At 50.3% G+C, this 17,499-nt stretch carries 15 protein-coding genes; 6 read left to right on the top strand and 9 right to left on the bottom strand.

Annotation, left to right across the window (positions count from 1 at the left end):
* Positions 1–55 precede the first annotated feature (55 nt).
* Positions 56–1,579 (bottom strand): carbon-nitrogen hydrolase family protein, encoded by a 1,524-nt coding sequence (locus tag ACN0S4_RS10175; protein WP_169931175.1) that lies wholly within the window; start codon positions 1,577–1,579, stop codon positions 56–58.
* A 167-nt stretch (positions 1,580–1,746) separates the two neighbouring features.
* On the opposite strand from ACN0S4_RS10175, the gene ACN0S4_RS10170 reads away from it, so the two are divergent.
* Positions 1,747–3,081: a Na+/H+ antiporter NhaC family protein gene (locus ACN0S4_RS10170; RefSeq protein ID WP_417657569.1), complete on the top strand. Its 1,335-nt coding sequence runs from the start codon at positions 1,747–1,749 to the stop codon at positions 3,079–3,081.
* On the opposite strand, the gene ACN0S4_RS10165 is transcribed toward ACN0S4_RS10170, so the two are convergent.
* The 4 genes from ACN0S4_RS10165 to gmk are packed head-to-tail and all read right to left on the bottom strand — an operon-like array spanning position 3,078 to position 6,575.
* Positions 3,078–3,470 carry a Rid family detoxifying hydrolase gene (locus tag ACN0S4_RS10165; RefSeq protein WP_417657568.1) on the bottom strand — a complete coding sequence of 131 codons (393 nt, stop codon included), beginning with the start codon at positions 3,468–3,470 and terminating at the stop codon, positions 3,078–3,080. The two genes, ACN0S4_RS10170 and ACN0S4_RS10165, sit on opposite strands and share 4 nt — an antisense overlap.
* A gap of 15 nt (positions 3,471–3,485) precedes the next feature.
* Positions 3,486–5,603 (bottom strand): bifunctional GTP diphosphokinase/guanosine-3',5'-bis pyrophosphate 3'-pyrophosphohydrolase, encoded by a 2,118-nt coding sequence (gene spoT, locus ACN0S4_RS10160; RefSeq protein ID WP_417657567.1) that lies wholly within the window; start codon positions 5,601–5,603, stop codon positions 3,486–3,488.
* Positions 5,604–5,608: 5 nt separating this feature from the next.
* Positions 5,609–5,884, bottom strand: a complete 276-nt coding sequence (gene rpoZ / locus ACN0S4_RS10155) for a DNA-directed RNA polymerase subunit omega (protein ID WP_169931171.1) — start codon at positions 5,882–5,884, stop codon at positions 5,609–5,611.
* Positions 5,885–5,927: 43 nt separating this feature from the next.
* A complete protein-coding gene (gene gmk, locus ACN0S4_RS10150) occupies positions 5,928–6,575 on the bottom strand; it encodes a guanylate kinase (protein WP_417657566.1) in 648 nt (215 codons plus the stop codon).
* A gap of 78 nt (positions 6,576–6,653) precedes the next feature.
* Between gmk and ACN0S4_RS10145 the strand changes: the two genes are divergently transcribed.
* The 5 genes from ACN0S4_RS10145 (at position 6,654) to ACN0S4_RS10125 (ending at position 12,963) form a co-directional block, all read left to right on the top strand.
* On the top strand, positions 6,654–7,247 hold the full coding sequence (locus tag ACN0S4_RS10145; protein ID WP_417657565.1) for a LemA family protein: 594 nt from the start codon (positions 6,654–6,656) through the stop codon (positions 7,245–7,247).
* A gap of 27 nt (positions 7,248–7,274) precedes the next feature.
* Entirely contained in the window at positions 7,275–8,924 is a 1,650-nt protein-coding gene (locus tag ACN0S4_RS10140; RefSeq protein ID WP_417657564.1) for a M48 family metallopeptidase, read from the top strand.
* Positions 8,925–9,013: 89 nt separating this feature from the next.
* Positions 9,014–10,132: an NADH:flavin oxidoreductase gene (locus ACN0S4_RS10135; protein ID WP_417657563.1), complete on the top strand. Its 1,119-nt coding sequence runs from the start codon at positions 9,014–9,016 to the stop codon at positions 10,130–10,132.
* A 12-nt stretch (positions 10,133–10,144) separates the two neighbouring features.
* Positions 10,145–11,488, top strand: coding sequence for a DASH family cryptochrome (locus ACN0S4_RS10130; protein WP_417657562.1), 1,344 nt, complete (start codon positions 10,145–10,147; stop codon positions 11,486–11,488).
* Between the two features lie 8 nt (positions 11,489–11,496).
* Positions 11,497–12,963: an FAD-binding domain-containing protein gene (locus ACN0S4_RS10125; RefSeq protein WP_417657561.1), complete on the top strand. Its 1,467-nt coding sequence runs from the start codon at positions 11,497–11,499 to the stop codon at positions 12,961–12,963.
* 12 nt (positions 12,964–12,975) lie between these two features.
* Here the strand turns inward: ACN0S4_RS10125 and ACN0S4_RS10120 are convergent, their stop codons facing one another.
* From ACN0S4_RS10120 to ACN0S4_RS10105, 4 genes are all read right to left on the bottom strand, one after another.
* A complete protein-coding gene (locus ACN0S4_RS10120) occupies positions 12,976–13,881 on the bottom strand; it encodes an alpha/beta hydrolase (protein ID WP_417657560.1) in 906 nt (301 codons plus the stop codon).
* Positions 13,882–14,027: 146 nt separating this feature from the next.
* Positions 14,028–15,308 carry an O-acetylhomoserine aminocarboxypropyltransferase/cysteine synthase family protein gene (locus ACN0S4_RS10115; protein WP_417657559.1) on the bottom strand — a complete coding sequence of 427 codons (1,281 nt, stop codon included), beginning with the start codon at positions 15,306–15,308 and terminating at the stop codon, positions 14,028–14,030.
* Positions 15,309–15,383: 75 nt separating this feature from the next.
* Positions 15,384–16,460: a hypothetical protein gene (locus ACN0S4_RS10110; protein ID WP_417657558.1), complete on the bottom strand. Its 1,077-nt coding sequence runs from the start codon at positions 16,458–16,460 to the stop codon at positions 15,384–15,386.
* Complete coding sequence (locus tag ACN0S4_RS10105; protein ID WP_417657557.1) at positions 16,457–17,380, bottom strand: alpha/beta fold hydrolase; 924 nt, start codon at positions 17,378–17,380, stop codon at positions 16,457–16,459. Before ACN0S4_RS10105 ends, ACN0S4_RS10110 begins: the two co-directional genes overlap by 4 nt.
* Positions 17,381–17,499: the final 119 nt, after the last annotated feature.

Raw genomic sequence — 17,499 nt, 5'->3', positions numbered from 1 at the left:
CCTCACCTCTCGCTCATGTTCACTCTGTTCACTGTTTACTATTCACCATCTCTTACTAGTATTTTCGGGTGACCTCGTACAGGTCGGTTCGGCGATCTTTGAGATTCGTCACCGAGCCTTCATGATGTAAATAACGCAATTCATCTAAGTTCAGATCGGAGAAAATCAGTTGTTCTGTATTGGGTGTGGTCTCAGCCATCGTTGCGTCATAAGGAAACGCAAAGTCTGACGGCGAGAAAACAGCTGACTGCGCATACTGCACATCCAAACTTTCCACTTGCGGCAAGTTACCGACACTGCCGCAAATAACCACATAGCATTCATTCTCGACTGCCCGCGCTTGTGCACAATGGCGAACGCGTAAATAGGCATTGCGCGTGTCGGTCCAAAATGGCACGAATAGTATCTCTAAGCCTTCGTTGGCCATTAGACGACCGAGCTCTGGGAACTCAACATCGTAGCAAATCAGCATGCCTACTTTACCGGCATCGGTGTCGAACACCCGAACCTCATTACCACCCTCAATAACCCAGTCGCGCTTCTCATGCGGCGTGACATGAATCTTCCGTTGTTCTTCAACGGTACCATCACGGCGACATAAATAGGTCACGTTAAAAATGGTGTCGTCTTCGTCCAGCGGCATTGAACCGGTGATGATGTTGACGTTGTAACTGACCGCCATATTCGACATTTCTCGTTTGAAACGCTCGGTGTAGCCTGCTAGGAAACGTATAGCATCCTTTTGCTGACTCTGGTCCGTTAACCCCATGAGCGGTGCATTAAAGAATTCCGGGAAAATGGCAAAGTCACTTTGATAACTGGAAATGGCATCCACAAAGTACTCCACCTGACGGAGCATTTCTTCAACCGAGTCCACCTCACGCATTTGCCATTGCACAGCGCCCACTCGAACATTGCGGATACGACTACCGAGAATATTGTCCGATGGTTCGTAAAGGAAGTTATCCCACTCCAGCAGCGTAGCGAAACCAGCCGAGCGCTTGTCCTCGGGTAAATACTTACCAAGGAGTCGTTTTACTGTGAAGTCGTTCGCAAGTTGGAACGTTAAAATCGGATCATAGATTTCACGACGATGAACCTGCTCAATATATTGGCCCGGTGTCAGCTCTTCCGCATATTTATGGAAGTTGACGATTCGCCCACCCGCCAAAATGGCTTTCAAATTCAGCTGTCGGCACAGCTCTTTGCGAGCGTCATACAACCGTCGACCTAACCGGTAACCGCGATAATCTGGGTCAATCAGTACATCCAAACCATAGAGCGCATCACCTTTGCGGTCATTCAGGATATTTTCGCGTGCGTCCATCAAGTCTTCATAGGTGTGCGGGTTCGAGAACCGTGCGTACTTCACCTTCATGGTCAGCGCGACACCGACAATCTTGCCGCCATCTTCAAGACAAATCTGACCCTCTGGGAATTCTTTGATCAGTTTTAAAATGGTGTGTTCGCCCCAAGCACCACCAATATCTGGATACACTCGATCCATCAAACATTTCAGTTGTTCATAATCATCACGGCGCAAATTGCGCAACTGCAAGTGGAGATCATCAGGGCTCATAGTTTTCCTTAATTCGATTTCAGCGGTCATCTGTGCGATAAAGTATGACGTACTTGTATGGAAAGGCAACCGCGCTGCAATTGGTGAATTTTGTTTGCATCGCCAAATTAAGACATATAAACTTCTGGACGTCTAAATAATAACAAGCTCATTGCACAGGATCTTTTATGACACAGCCCGCTCGCGCTAGTGCCAAGGCTCTTTTGCCACTTGGTCTCTTTCTTACCCTATTCCTCGGTACCGGAATCTATTTTCAACTTAGTGGCGTTGACTATGCGTTCTATCAATTAGCGAGTCCAGTTGCGATTCTACCGGCTATCATTCTTGGCGTGCTGCTAAGCAAAGAGGCTTTCGAGGAGCGCATCAATACGTTTGTGGCTGGTGTTGGTGAGCGCAACATTGTCACCATGTGCCTGATTTATTTATTAGCGGGCGCATTCTCAACGGTCGCTGCGGCAACCGGTGGTGTAGACGCCATGGTCGCCTTAGGATTACAGGTCATTCCAGCAAGCTTCTTATTACCCGGACTCTTCATTATTGCTGCGGTAGTAGCCACGGCAATGGGTACGTCCATGGGCACCTTAGCCGCATTAGCCCCAGTTGCACTTGGGTTAGCGCAAGCCGCCAATATTGACCTCGCGCTCATGGCTGGGGTGCTGGTCAGCGGCGCGATGTTCGGTGACAACTTGTCTATCATTTCCGACACCACCATTGCTGCAACGCGTACGCAAGGTTGCGAGATGCGTGATAAATTCAAAGCCAATTTGAAAATTGCATTGCCCGCAGCAGTACTGACGATTCTTTGGCTCAGCACCTACGACACCGGCAGCGTGCCACCCGAAGCACCCGATGCAAACTATTGGCTCAGCTTGCCCTACTTCCTCATCATTGCACTGGCGGTGATGGGACTGAATGTCTTTGCGGTACTGACCATAGGTATCATTTTGGCGGGTGCATTTGGTATGGTCGCCGTCGGCTACGAATGGGTCGCCTTCAGCAAAGACATCTACGAAGGCTTCACCAGCATGCAGGAAATCTTCTTGCTATCGCTTCTGATTGGCGGACTCTCCGCGTTGATTCGTCAGCAAGGCGGTCTCGCGTTCCTTGCAGGGACGGTGGCGAAAGTGACTAGCGCGCTGTTTAAGCACAAGCAGCAACGCGCTGCATTCGGTATTGCTGGGATGACCGGACTCACCAACTTTGCGGTTGCGAATAACACGGTCACTATTTTGTTATCAGGTGAGGTCAGCAAAAAACTCGCGGAAGATGGTGATTTGGCACCACGCCAAAGTGCGAGCTTACTCGATATCTTTGCGTGCGTGGTCCAAGGTGCGTTGCCGTATGGTGCTCAAGCTCTGTTGATGGGCGCTAGTTTTGGACTATCGCCCTTACAAGTCAGCTTACATACCGGCTACTGCTTTATTCTGGCAGGGGTATCTATTGCGATGATTATCTGGCGCAAGCCACTAGAGAGCCGCACGCCAGTCACGACCAGCGCCTAATTGGTGCTGGGAAGCTCCATAACGCCATCGATTTCAATTTGGGCGCCCTTCGGCAACCCTTTGACTTCGATGGCCGCTCGAGCGGGATAAGGCACTTCGAAAAACTCAGCCATCACTTCATTGACGACTGCAAATTGACCTAGGTCAATCAAATAGATTTGCACTTTCACCATATCTTGCAGCTCGCCACCGGCAGCCTCACAGACCGCCTTCAAGTTTTTGAACACCTGCGTGGCCTGCGCACGGAAATCGTCACTGATAAATTGCATGGTTTCTGGAACCAGCGGAATTTGTCCTGACAAATACACGGTGGTACCAATTTTAACGGCTTGCGAATACGTACCAATTGCGGCTGGCGCATTTTCAGTGTTGATAATCACTTTAGACATGATGAGTTCCTCAGCTTACTTGCGCAGGCGAGACACGCGCTGAACATCCGGCATTTTCCGAATGTAGCGGATCACGTCTGCGAGTTGCTTCCGATCGTGGACCGTCAGAGCAACATCGATATAGTAAATATTGGCATCGACTTCTTCAGTTTTCAGGCCATGAATATTACAGCCTGTTGCTGAAATAGCAGACGTCAGTTTAGCCAGTGCGCCTTGGTGATTGACAATTTCTACGCGCACTTCGGTAATAAATTCGGCTTCTGGTTTGTTATCCCACTGCACGGGGAAGTAACGGCCAGGCTCATCTTCGTGCCCACGCACGTTTTTGCATTCACGGCGGTGAATCACTAGTCCTTTGCCGGGGCTAACGTGCGCAATAATGTCGTCGCCCGGAATTGGTCGGCAGCATTTCGCGAAGCTCACGAGTAGGCCTTCCGCACCTTTAATCGCCAGCGTTTTATGATTCGTTGTGGTGGTCGCGGCGTCATCCTTCAATTGGGATAACTGACCCATCAAACGCTTCGCGATGGCAATCGACATCATATTGCCCAGACCAATTTCTCGCAGCAATGCCTCGCGTGATTCCACTTTGGTTTCTTTGATAACGCGCTTGAATTCCTTCTCTGGAATTTCGTCAAAGTTCGTTGAACCCAACGCGGCACGCAAGAGACGTTCACCTAAGTGCTCAGCTTCAAGAGTTTCTTGGCCTTTCAAATACTGTCGAATTTTCGCCCGCGCTTTACCCGTTACCGCAAAGTTCAACCAAGCAATATTCGGGCGTGATCCGGGTGCTGTTTTAATCTCAACCGTTTGCCCAGTTTCTAGCGGCTTACTCAGCGAAAATACGCGGTTATTGACGCGCGCACCAATGCAGGTGTTACCAATATCGGTATGCACCGCGTAGGCAAAATCAACCGGGGTAGCGCCTTGTGGCAGCTCAATAATGCGCCCTTCCGGCGTAAACACATAAATTTCTTCGGGGAATAGTTCGGACTTCACGTTCTCAATGAACTCGAATGCATTCCCGGTACTTTGCTGTAATTCCAGCAAACTTTGCATCCAACGCCGTGCGCGCACTTGCGCTGTGGTGCCTGAACTTTCTTCGGTTTTATACAGCCAATGCGCGGCAACACCACGATCAGCCATCAAATTCATTTCTTCCGTACGAATCTGCACTTCCACTGGAATACCATGAGGGCCTTTCAAACTGGTGTGCAACGACTGGTAACCATTCGACTTGGGAATGGCAATGTAGTCTTTGAAACGAGTCTCAATGGGTTTGTACAAATTGTGCAGCGCACCCAGCACGCGGTAGCAGGTATCGACCTCGTCGACGATCACTCGGAAGGCATAGATATCCATGACTTCTTCGAACTGTAATTCTTTGTGCAGCATTTTTTTATAGATGCTGTAGAGGTGTTTCTCTCGACCAATCACACGCGCATGTATCGACACTTCTTGCAGGCGCTTTTCAATTTCTTGCTGAACGCGTTCGACCAGCTCTCTGCGGTTGCCTCGAGCCTTTTTCACTTGCGATTCCAACAAGCGCGCACGCCATGGATACAGCGCGTGGAAGCCGAGCAGCTCCAATTCATTCTTAATGTCGTGAATACCCAAACGGTGGGCTAGCGGTGCATAGATCTCTAACGTTTCACGCGCAATGCGGCGCCGTTTGTCTGGGCGCAAATTACCGATGGTCCGCATATTGTGCGTACGGTCTGCGAGCTTGATGAGGATGACCCGAATGTCGTGCACCATCGCCATAATCATTTTGCGATAGTTTTCGGTTTGCAGTTCTTCTTTGGAATGAAACTGTAACTTGTCGAGCTTCGACACGCCTTCCACCAACTCAGCGACAGTCGCGCCAAATTGTTCGGCTAAATCTTCTTGGGTAAATTCGGTATCTTCAATGACATCATGCAGTAGGGCCGACATGATGGTTTCATGATCCAGCCGCATATCTGCCAAAAGTCCGGCAACAGCAACAGGATGGGTAATGTAGGGTTCGCCAGACTGGCGTTTTTGCTTGCTGTGAGCCACTGCGGCCAATTTGAAGGCCGCAGCAATTTGCTCTACCTGATGAGGTGGAAGGTAGTCCGTAAGTTGCTGTCGGAGGCCTTCAAACAAATACACCCGAGTTACTCAATACCACGCAGTGCATCAACCGCTGCTAATTCATCAGCGTCTTGTTGTGCCATTTCACGGCGCTCATCGGCATCTAGACGTTTCGCGTCAATTTTGCCTTCTTCAATTTCACGTAAAGCAACAACAGTCGCTTTCTCGTTATGCTTCCACGGCACCAAAGCATCTTTGCCTTGGGTGGCTAGCTGACGGGCACGACGTGACGCGACCAAGACTAAATCAAAACGGTTGCCAACACGGTCGACAGCTTCTTCAACAGTTACGCGAGCCATTACTTACTCCAGCACTTACAAATGGGTCAGGAATTATACGGATTTAGCCGTCATTCGCCAAGAGATCTTTGAGTTTAGCTGCATGCCGTGCTTGCTGCAACGGCATTCGATGGCGTCGAGCCAGCACAATATGCTCAAAATCTGCCAAAGTAGCGTTAAACTCGTCATTCACCAGCAGGTAGTCAAACTCATGATAATGCGACATTTCTGTCTGCGCTTTTGCCATGCGCTGCTGGATGACGGCATCACTATCTTGTCCGCGAGTACGTAAGCGCTGTTCTAATTCAGCTAAACTCGGCGGGACAATAAAAATCGACTGTGCTGCCGGATAAGCTTCACGAACTTGCCGCGCACCCTGCCAATCGATGTCGAGAAACACATCAACACCCTGTTGTAAGGTTTCTTCGATGACCGTCCGCGAGGTTCCATAATAGTTATCGAAGACTTTCGCCCACTCATAAAACTCGTGGTTATCGATTTTGGCTTGAAAGCGTTCAACGGAGAGGAAATGATAATGCACACCGTCTTGCTCGCCAGGTCGCGGCGCGCGGGTGGTGCAGGACACCGACACTTGCATGGAGCCATCATTGTGGCGTTCCAGCAATGCACGGATTAAACTGGATTTACCGGCGCCACTTGGAGCGGCTACGATAAATAAATTTCCTGGGGCAGTGGCGGTCGATGCTGTCATTAAATATTACAATTATGTCGCTTGCTAATGACGCTAAAGCATAGCATGGTGAGTGCATGAGACAGAAGGAGTTTTGTGATGGGTACTGGCTGGATTATTTTAATCGTTGTCGTTCTGTTGTTTGTCTATTTGATCGGCATTTACAACAAGTTGGTGCGTTTACGTAACCAATTCGAGAACGCTTTCGCACAAATAGAAGTGCAATTAAAACGTCGTTATGACCTGATCCCAAACTTGGTTGAAACCGCAAAAGCCTATTTAAAACATGAACGGGAAACTCTCGAGTCCGTGATTGCGGCTCGTAATCAAGCGGCAGCAGCCTTACCGAAAGCAGCGAAAAACCCGAGTGATGGTGCGGCAATGGCACAATTAGGCGGCGCTGAAGGTGCGTTGGGTTCCGCTTTAGGTCGCTTGAATGTGGTGATGGAAGCCTATCCCGATTTGAAAGCCAACCAGAACATGATGCAAGTCTCTGAAGAACTGACGAGCACAGAAAATCGTGTCGCGTTTGCTCGACAAGCGTTTAACGATGCAGTCATGACCTACAATACGTATCGGCAGTCATTCCCGCCGGTCGCTGTTGCCAGTTTCTTCGGCCACAGCAAAGATGCGAGCTTACTGGAGTTTGCCGATAGCGCTGAAATTCAAGCGGCTCCGAAAGTACAATTTTAGTTCTGAAGCCACAGCAGAAGAGCCACTATGGTTAACTTTTTTGAACACCAACAACAAGCGCGCCGAAACACGCTGTTGTTGGTGTTTTTATTTGTACTCGCTTTCTTCCTCATCATCGGCCTTGTGGTTGCTCTTGCGGCAGTAACTATGGGCGGAGTGACACAAACGCCCGGTAGCACAGACTATGTCGTGCAGTGGAAGCCTCTCGGTATTATCGCTGCGGCTGTGGGCGGTGCCATATTGCTCATCATGATGGCGAAGTGGGTCACATTGAAGCCAGGCGGTCATGTGGTGGCCGAACAACTCGGCGGTGTTCGTATTGCGCCCGATTCCCAAGATCCGGTTCAGAGACGTGTCCTGAATGTCGTCGAAGAAATGGCGATTGCGGCCAACATGCCGGTGCCCGCCGTCTATATTCTTCCGAACGAAGCTGGCATTAATGCATTTGCTGCAGGTTATGAAACCAAAGATGCCGCTATCGGACTCACGCAGGGCTCCATCGAAACCTTTTCGCGGGAAGAACTGCAGGCAGTGGTAGCCCACGAATTCAGTCATATTCTCAATGGCGATATGCGTCTCAATATTCGTTTGATTGCTGCACTTGCCGGTATTCTGGCGCTGGCCCATTTTGGCCGGATTATGCTGCATTCGGCACGCTTCCGCTCACGTGGCCGTAATAACAACAATATTTTACCGCTGGTGGGCATCGCGCTCATGATTATCGGCGGCGTAGGTGTGTTCTTTGGCAACATCATCAAAGCAGCTGTCAGTCGTCAACGTGAATATTTGGCGGATGCCGCAGCGGTTCAATTTACGCGAAATCCCGAAGGTTTAGCGGGTGCCCTGCAACAAATTGGAGCGCGCCAGCACGGAAGCCGTGTGCAGCATCAAAATGCTGATGAAGTGGCGCATTTATTTTTCGGCCAGGCATTGTCGAAGTGGTTCAGCTTGATGGCCACACACCCACCGCTGGATAAGCGCATTAAACGAATTCAACCGCGCTGGAATGGTCATTATCCAGAGCCACGCCAAGCGTTTGTCGAGAGCAAAGCAGAGCAAGTCGCAAAACAACCGAAGCCTTCTGCACTAGACCAGCTAGCACTACTAGCCCTACCGGCATTACTATTGGAGAGGGCCCGCTCACCGCAACATGCACCAGAATTGGTTCGGTCCCTAATTTCCAGTTCGATGGATACTGCCGCGAGCGATTTGGTGAACGAACTTGCTACGCTGGGGCCGTCTCAGCAGCTCGCACTGATTGAGTTGGCTGTACCTGCGTTGCGTCTTGCACCAGAGTCCAAACGCATTGCGTTGATTCATGACCTACAGTTGCTCGAACACAGCACCGACCTCTTCCACTGGTGTCTGTATCAACTGTTGGCTCGGCAACTTCTTCCCAAAGGTGCTTTCAAGGATACCTTAGAAAACAAGCTAGCCTTGGACACCACCTGCTCTGCACTACAGCAAGCCGAAGCAGGCGAAAGTGTTGATTATGCGCAGCTCAGCGCCGCAATAACCACTATCAAACGCTGGTCTCCGCAGCAGAAGCAACGTGTTGTGGAAGGTTGGACTGCCATTTGTACCCATGACGGTGTTATTTCGACCACCGAAAAGAAATTAGTCGCTACTTTGTGCGCATGCATTGAATCTCCACTACCAGACACCATGTTTGAGTAGTCCCTTTTATCTTCGCAACGAGCTATCGTTATAGAGATCCATAGCGATAGTCTGTGCGTAATAATCTCAAATACTAAGTAGGAGTCTTTATGGCCAACTCGATCCCGAGCGAGCTAGCACCATTATTTCAGCCGTTTCAATGCAAAAGCTTACAGTTGCGCAATCGCGTTGCGATGGCACCAATGACGCGTAGCTTCTCACCTGGCAACGTACCCAACCCGAAAAATGTTGCTTACTATCAGCGCCGCGCTGAAGGGCAAATCGGCCTCATTATTACTGAGGGAACCGAAATCATGCATGAAGGCGCTAGCGGTTATCCGAATGTTCCGCACATATACGGCGACGAAGCGATGGCCGGTTGGCGACAAGTGGTTGAAGCGGTGCATGCGGCGGGTGGTCAAATCATCCCACAACTTTGGCATGTCGGTTCGGTGCGTAAGCCAGAATCTGAAGATGCGGCACCAGCATACAGCCCGTCTGGTCTGTTTGCGCCTGGCAAAGCGAACGGTAAAGCGATGACAAAGGCTGACATCGATGCCGTCATTCATGGCTTTGCAGAGTCTGCGCGGTTAGCCAAAGAAGTCGGTTTCGACGGTGTTGAAATTCATGGTGCGCATGGCTACTTAGTCGATCAGTTCTTGTGGGCGGGCACGAACGAGCGGACCGACGAATACGGTGGTTCCTTCGAAAATCGCGCACGTTTTGCTATTGAAGTTGTGCGCGCTGTCCGTGCCGCAGTCGGCGAAGATTTTGCGATTGTGTTCCGTTTTTCGCAGTGGAAGCAGCAGGATTACACAGCGCGCCTGTGCGAAACACCAGCCGAGCTTGAGCAATTACTCAAATGGCTAAGTGATGCTGGCGTGGATATTTTCCATGCTTCACAACGACGGTTCTGGGAACCAGAATTTGAAGGTTCTGATCTGAACTTGGCTGGCTGGACTCAAAAACTCAGTGGCAAACCAGCAATTTCCGTCGGTAGCGTTGGGCTCACTGAAGACTTTATCAGCGGCACCTTTGCTTCCGACAAGCCTGCTGTTGAAAAGTCAGGTATTGAAGAACTCACAAAACGAATGAGTGCTGGTGAATTTGACCTCATCGCCGTGGGTCGTGCGCTGCTCCAAGATCCAAATTGGTTGCTGAAAATGCGTGATGGCCGCGATGACGAAATTGAAGCATTCAGCAAAAAATCATTGACCGAACTGGTCTAAGGTACTCCTAACATGCGACACCGCGTTGGTCTTATTTGGTTCCAAAACGACTTACGAGTTGATGACCATCGCGTGTTGTCGCAAGCCGCATCAGAATGTGATCAGCTAATCTGCTGGTTTCCAGTTAATCCACAATGGTTTATCCCGAACCGTTATGGCATGCGTAGCATAGGTCCGGCACGCTGGCTATTTTTACAAGAGTCTTTACGGCAGCTCGATTTAGCATTACGCCAACGTGGCAATCGCCTGCTCATCACTTACGAGCCACCGCTCCAAGCATTGGCAGAGTTAATCAGTCGTGGTCACGTTGATGTGGTGTATCGCTCGCGCAACGCTGGTTATTACGAAAATCAGTACTGGCAACTCGCGCAGCAACGCTATCCCTATTTAACATTCATCGAAGATGATACCCATACGTTGTTCGACCAAGCGCAGTTGCCATTCCAATTGAAGCAGCTTCCTGAGTCTTTTTCGAAATTTCGTCGCTTGGTTGAGAGACCCGATCTGCGCGTTGCCATACGTCCGCCTTTAGATGCACCGAAGCAACTGCCGACGGCACCATTACGGGCCAGTGATTGGCGTTACTATGATGGGAAACCTATGGCACCATTGCTGCCGGTGGAACAGCCCGTTGTGCAAGGCGGGTGCGAGGCCGCTCTGAGCCATGTCAGTACCTATTTTCGACATCGTCACGCCAGTACCTATAAAGAAACGCGTAACGCACTGGACGACTGGACTTCTTCTACCAAGTTCTCGCCATGGCTAGCGAATGGTTCGCTGTCGGTCCGCCGACTCAATCAGCGCTTACATACCTATGAACGAGAGCATGGAGCCAACGATAGCACCTATTGGATTTACTTCGAGCTGCTCTGGCGCGAGTACTTCCAATGGTATGCCCACACTCACAAACAGCATTTGTATCGCTTTCAAGGCATTAAAGCGCAACGTCCAACCACCAGTTTCTATGGTGGCCGCTTACAAAAATGGTGTCAGGGCAATACGCCCTATCCCATCGTGAATGCATGCATGAAGCAACTCAATGCCACTGGCTATATGTCGAATCGCGGACGGCAATTGGTCGCGAGCTGTTTCGTGCATGAATTACAGCTCGATTGGCGTTACGGCGCAGCTTACTTTGAACAACAGTTGGTGGACTACGATGTCGGCGCTAATTGGGGTAACTGGCAATATCTCGCTGGCGTGGGTGCCGATCCACGTGGCCATCGTCAATTTGACTTAGCCAAACAAACCCGCCAATACGATCCAGATGGTAGCTTTATTGAGCGCTGGGATGGTGCGGTGAATGACGGTCCGCTCGACCATATTGATGCCGCCGATTGGCCGATTAAAGACTAGGATTCCAAGTGAGTGTTGCGGTAGTTTGGCTGAAACGTGATTTACGGCTAACCGATCACGAACCTCTGCGACGTGCTATTGCCTCTGAGCGCCCGGTCATTTTGTTTTATTGCGTTGAACCAGACGTTGTCAAAGCGCCGCACTATGATGCCCGTCACTGGCGCTTTGTGTGGCAATGTCTGGATGACATGACCGCCGAGCTTGAATCCTTCCAGTTGTCGCTTTACCGAGTCCATGGCGACGTCCATCAATTACTCCAAGCATTGCATGACGCAGTCGGCATTGATGCACTGTACAGTCATCAAGAAATTGGTTTGGAAGTCACCTATGCTCGTGATCGTGCCGTAAAAAGCTGGTGCCAAGAACAGCACATACCATGGCATGAAAGCCAAACCGGCGCCGTGATTCGCGGCGCCAAAGACAGGCGTGAATGGGATTCACGCTGGAAACAAACCATGCGTCAGCGCATTCAACCGACTCCGCTGGCAGATGCTCAGCCATTCAAAGGCACCTTACCTGATTGCTGGGAAACCTATGAACCACCCACATCGTGGCTGACGCCAGATGATAACTTTCAACTTGGCGGTAGTAAGCAGGCGTGGGCGACGCTCGAAGATTTCTTTGCCGGACGTGGGAAGAATTATCCATATCACATTTCAAAACCAGAGGGCAGTCGGCTGAGCTGTTCGCGGATGTCGCCCTATCTTGCCTGGGGCGCTATCAGTTTGCGCGAAATGTACCAACAACTGTTGCGGCAGTGGCAGGTTCCCGGATGGCGCAAAGCACTAGTCGCACTGGCTTCTCGCGTGCATTGGCACTGTCATTTTATGCAGAAGTTTGAGAGTGAATCGGATATGGAATTTCGTCCGATAAACCGAGCTTATGAAGCCTTTCCTTATCGTGATGATGAACAGGTTGGTGAGCACTTACTGGCGTGGCAAGAGGGGCGAACTGGATTTCCGATGGTGGACGCTTGCATGCGTTGCTTGCATGCAACGGGCTACATCAACTTTCGCATGCGCGCCATGTTGGTGAGTTTTCTCTGTCATCATTTGCTGATCGACTGGCGTCGTGGCAGCTACCATTTAGCTCGGATGTTTCTTGATTTTGAGCCCGGCATTCACTATCCGCAGTTTCAAATGCAAGCGGGAGTCACCGGCACCAATACCATTCGTATTTATAATCCGGTCAAACAGAGCCAAGAGCATGATCCCGAGGGTTCCTTCTTGCGGCAGTGGCTACCAGAATTAGAACAAGTTCCCGACGAGCTCATTCACACGCCGTGGCAACTCACTCAAATGGAGCAGGCTCTTTATAATTGTCAGCTCGGAAAAGATTATCCAGAACCGATTATCGATTTAACCGAGCGCGCTAAAATTGCCCGTGATCTGCTGTGGGGCTATCGCAAACAGTCATCGGTCAAAGAGGAAGGCAAACGCATCGTGCAAACTCACGTCCGCCAAACCAAATCATAAATAATGCATCTTCTATTCAATGGTTTGTAGCCACTGAAACAGCGATTCGTGCATTTCTTCATCTAATTTTAAGATCTCAACGTGCTGTCTACCGAGCACGGGCTGCACTTGGATATGAGGACGAGACTCTGCAAGCTGCTGATACACCTCAAACGGAGCAACAGGATCGACGTCACTCACATAGATAAGTGTCGGCACATCGAGTTGGGGAATATAAGTCAGGGTATCCGCGCCGCCTTCCGGTACCTCTGCAGCCACTAGTGCATCTGCGACTGCTTCGCGAACCGAATCTTCGGGCAAAAGCTTACTGAACCTCGGCATCATCATCTTGATGACGCTGAGTGTCGAATCATCAAACTTAGCCATAGGTGCAAACAATATCGACGCATCAACGTCGTCTCGCATAATTGCTAGACGCGAAGCAGTCACACCACCCATCGAAACACCGGCCGCAATAAGTGGCTGCGGTAATTCGCGTTCGGGTAATGAATCTAACAGCGCGGAGATAAATTCAGCATCGTGATAACCAAAACTCGGTTGGTCGATACTCGAACCACCGTGTCCCTGCAAATCTGGCACGATGACGTTGAAGCCCATAAAGCGCAGATACATTGCTTGAAACATCCAAATCGACTTATCACCACCGTACCCATGCGCCAAAATCACCGAGCCACGACGCTCAAATGGAAAGTCTTCGCGCAGAAACTTCACTTCATCAGATGTCTCCACACCATTGATTTCCAGTGAATAGGTAAACCGCAACTTGTCATTTTTTTCATTGTCGAGTGACTCAATAAACCAGTAATCCGTGCAACCTCCTAAATGAGGTAGACAGAAAGTGCGCTGGTTGATATTCATTTCCTCATAAAATTTGGGCTGCAGATCAAACATATCTACTGGCGGCACACGTTTAAGCATATTCCGCTCAACAATAGTGGCGCACCCACTCAGACTTACGAAAGTTACTACAAGAAATATCAAAAAACGTGGCGAAAAGCCCATGCACTATTCCGTTATTATTTTGTTAGTTTCTGGAATAGTGCATGGTACTGGATAACTGGGGATCAAACTAGTGCTTGTTCGAGATCGGCGATGATATCGTCAATGTGCTCGATGCCGACACACAAACGAATGGCCTCGGGGCGGACACCAACCTTGAGTTGCTCGTCCGCTGATAGTTGCCGGTGTGTGGTTGATGCGGGGTGACAAGCGAGTGATTTAGCGTCACCGATGTTGACGAGTCGCTTAAATAATTCGAGCTTGTCGTAAAACTTGACACCGGCCTCGTAGCCACCTTTTAAGCCAAAGGTCAGTAATGATGCTGGCAAGCCACCGCGAATGTACTTTTGCGCGAGAGCATAGTGACTATGCTCGGGAGAACCAGCGTAGCTGACCCACTCGACTGCTGGATGTTCGCGTAAATACGCGACTACTTTGGCGGCGTTGTGACAATGCCGTTCAATGCGCAATTCGAGTGTTTCGAGTCCTTGTAGAATCAAGAATGCATTGAATGGCGACAGGGCTGCGCCAGTATTCCGTAACGCTACCGTACGCACCCGTGCAATGAATGCGGCGGCCTCAAAGGCAACGTTATACACGACACCATGATAGGCCGGCTCAGGTTCGTTGAACTGCGGAAACTTATCGGCGTGTTTGACCCAATCAAAGGTGCCGCCATCGACCACAATGCCGCCGACACTGGTGCCATGACCGCCGATGTATTTAGTTAATGAATGCACCACAATATGCGCACCTAATTCGATGGGCTTGCATAAAATTGGGGTTGCTACGGTATTGTCTACAACGAGCGGAATACCCGCTTGTTCTGCTACGTGAGCGAGCCCTGGGATATCCGCAACGATGCCGGCGGGATTCCCGATACTCTCGCAGAACAGAGCTTTGGTATTGGCATCTATCAACGCCGCCAAAGCTTCTGGACTATCCGAATCCGCAAACCGAACTTCAATACCAAATGACGGTAGCATGTGCGCAAATAGGGTATAGGTTCCGCCGTAAATTTGCGGCGTGGTGACAATGTTATCGCCTTGCTTAGCAAGCGTAATCAGAGCGTACTGAATAGCCGCCATACCTGATGCAACCGCCAGCCCAGCAATACCACCTTCCAACGCTGCTACTCGCTGCTCCAGCACATCATTGGTTGGATTCATAATGCGACTATAGATATTACCGGGTACCGCCAAATCAAATAAGTCAGCACCGTGCTGAGCATTGTCAAACTCAAAGGCGACACTTTGATAGATAGGAGTGGCAACCGCTTTAGTTACTGGATCAGTAGTGTAACCGTGATGGATTGCCAGCGTCGCGGGACGATAAGTCGAACTCATAACCACTTCCTAATTAGATGTTTATACGTTTAGACGTCTATAATAATCAAATTAAGATGAGGTGCAAGTCGTTTTTTAAAGATGCTGCAAAATGTCGAGTAAATCGGTGTGAATGCCAGCAGCTGTGACTTCAGGACCAGCCCCAGGACCTTGTATGAGCAACGGATTGGCATTGTAAAGCTCGCTGCGAATTACAAAGTTGGCGTTTCCTGCAGGTAAACTAGCATAGGGTGATGATGGGGTAATGGGCTCGAGACGCGCCCAAGCGTGTGGTTTTGCATTAGCATTCCGCTCAACGGCACCGATGTAGCAGAATTTCTGTGCGGTTGGATGCGTGCACTGGCGCCAGCGTTCAAATTCAGCATCAAAATGTTCAAGGTGCTGCCAGAATTCCTCGCTTGAAAGTAGTGCGAGTGAATCGGGCACTAAGCTCTGCACTTCAATTTCATCCAGCTCCAATGACCAACCCGCTTCACGAGCTAAGATTAGCAGCTTACGCGCGACATCTAGCCCACCCAAATCACTGCGCGGATCAGGTTCGGTGAGCCCTTGGTCTGCTGCTGCGCGCAGCCATTTTGACAGCTGATCACCCGGTTGATAGTGCTGAAAAATCCACGATAAGGAACCGGAAAAATTACCTTCAATACCGAGGATAGGGTCGGCCGAATGCAGCCGCTCCCGAATAGCAGATTGGATCGGTAGACCCGCACCAACTGTCGTGTTGTAACGCCAATGACGCTGGTATTGACGACTAATACGGCGTATCTGCTCATAATAGGTGCTTGAACTAGCGCCAGCATACTTGTTGGCGCAGACAATGTGCGCACCCGCTCGAAGCCAATCTGCATAACGCTGACCCACCGCAGATGAAGCGGTCAAATCAAGCACGATCACTTGTTCATGCTGGCGACTATGGTCACGAATATCTTGATCAAGCTGGTTAAGAATATCGCTGGAATGTTGCCAACCTGCGGCAGTGAGTCCTTGGGAAGGCACACTGTTCTTATCGAGATGAACGTATTGCTGTGATCGATAGAGTCCCCGCACAGACGCCTGAAACGGTAACGGAATAGTATCCGCATAACGGGCAAGCCAGGCTTGACCTATAGTACCAACACCCACCACCAGAATTGCTGTCGGCTGCAAGCTCATGAGTGCTCCACCGGCAAGTGCTTGATAAAATCACGGCAAAAGCTGGCGTAACTCGCTGTGTCTTTAATAAATCCATCATGACCATAGCTCGATGGCAACAGATGTAAGCCGGCACAGCGCGGCAATCTCTCAGCAAGTTCATTCAGTACTTGTGCGGAAACCAATTGATCACTGTCGAATCCAACGAGCAATGTCGGCACACTGATTTCAGCTGGATCAATGCGATACTCATCGAGGGCGGGGCCAAATGCCGTAAAGAAATTACGCGCCCGCTCTGGTGCTTTAGCCACAGTTTGTGCGGACCGAGATAGAATATAGTCGACTGCCGAGGCTCCTTGTGGGTGATAGGTATCCATGCCATCGGCACTGCGATAACTCAACATGGCCAGAGCTCGCGCTAATTGAACCCCACGTTCAGGCTGCCCGGCTTGTTCAGCTAGTGCAATGTACTCTCGCTGCAGTGCGCGCAACATGAGCGCTTGCGCTGTGGGTCGATGCGCAGCTCCAATAATGGCTAAGCCACCTACTTCTAACACCCCCCTGCGCGCTAGCTCCAGTGCTACCACGCCACCGAATGAACCGCCGACAATAGCACGTAGTTGCCGAATACCAAGTTGCTGCAACGCTTGCTCAATGAGAGCGGCATGCCCATCAACACGCTGCGGGACTGGCGTAACCGTGCTATCACCGCTGCCACCCGCATAATCGAGAGAAATCACATTAAGACCAGATGGAATCGCTTCAGCTAGCCCTTGCCACCAGCCAGAGCCGGAGCTCGTGAAAATGTCACGTCCACCAGAAATTCCACCGAGCACCAGCACAGGAGTTCCGGAAATGGAACCATAGGTGCGTAACACCAATTGACCTTCGGCGAGTTGAATCGAGTGGTCTTGAGAATGAAACGGAACATTTTCAAACACGGTTGTGCGGCCTTCAAAGCAGTGCTGGCGGATGCTGCACTGTAACGAGGTTTACCCCACCATGTCAATATGGACGTTTAGATGTCCATATGAGATGCCGTTTATTCGCGGTGAGTCAC

The organism is Pseudidiomarina aestuarii, assembly GCF_048263735.1.
In the GTDB taxonomy this organism is placed as follows: domain Bacteria; phylum Pseudomonadota; class Gammaproteobacteria; order Enterobacterales; family Alteromonadaceae; genus Pseudidiomarina; species Pseudidiomarina aestuarii_B.
This window is presented reverse-complemented; position numbering and strand designations above follow the sequence as displayed.

Coding starts and splice junctions, on each gene's coding strand:
- ACN0S4_RS10115 (WP_417657559.1), bottom strand. CDS start 15,308: ATGAGTTCGACTTATCGTCCCGCGACGCTGGCAATCCATCACGGTTAC.
- ACN0S4_RS10165 (WP_417657568.1), bottom strand. CDS start 3,470: ATGTCTAAAGTGATTATCAACACTGAAAATGCGCCAGCCGCAATTGGT.
- gmk (WP_417657566.1), bottom strand. CDS start 6,575: ATGACAGCATCGACCGCCACTGCCCCAGGAAATTTATTTATCGTAGCC.
- ACN0S4_RS10170 (WP_417657569.1), top strand. CDS start 1,747: ATGACACAGCCCGCTCGCGCTAGTGCCAAGGCTCTTTTGCCACTTGGT.
- ACN0S4_RS10145 (WP_417657565.1), top strand. CDS start 6,654: ATGGGTACTGGCTGGATTATTTTAATCGTTGTCGTTCTGTTGTTTGTC.
- ACN0S4_RS10140 (WP_417657564.1), top strand. CDS start 7,275: ATGGTTAACTTTTTTGAACACCAACAACAAGCGCGCCGAAACACGCTG.
- ACN0S4_RS10135 (WP_417657563.1), top strand. CDS start 9,014: ATGGCCAACTCGATCCCGAGCGAGCTAGCACCATTATTTCAGCCGTTT.
- ACN0S4_RS10130 (WP_417657562.1), top strand. CDS start 10,145: ATGCGACACCGCGTTGGTCTTATTTGGTTCCAAAACGACTTACGAGTT.
- ACN0S4_RS10110 (WP_417657558.1), bottom strand. CDS start 16,460: ATGAGCTTGCAGCCGACAGCAATTCTGGTGGTGGGTGTTGGTACTATA.
- rpoZ (WP_169931171.1), bottom strand. CDS start 5,884: ATGGCTCGCGTAACTGTTGAAGAAGCTGTCGACCGTGTTGGCAACCGT.
- ACN0S4_RS10175 (WP_169931175.1), bottom strand. CDS start 1,579: ATGAGCCCTGATGATCTCCACTTGCAGTTGCGCAATTTGCGCCGTGAT.
- ACN0S4_RS10120 (WP_417657560.1), bottom strand. CDS start 13,881: ATGCTTAAACGTGTGCCGCCAGTAGATATGTTTGATCTGCAGCCCAAA.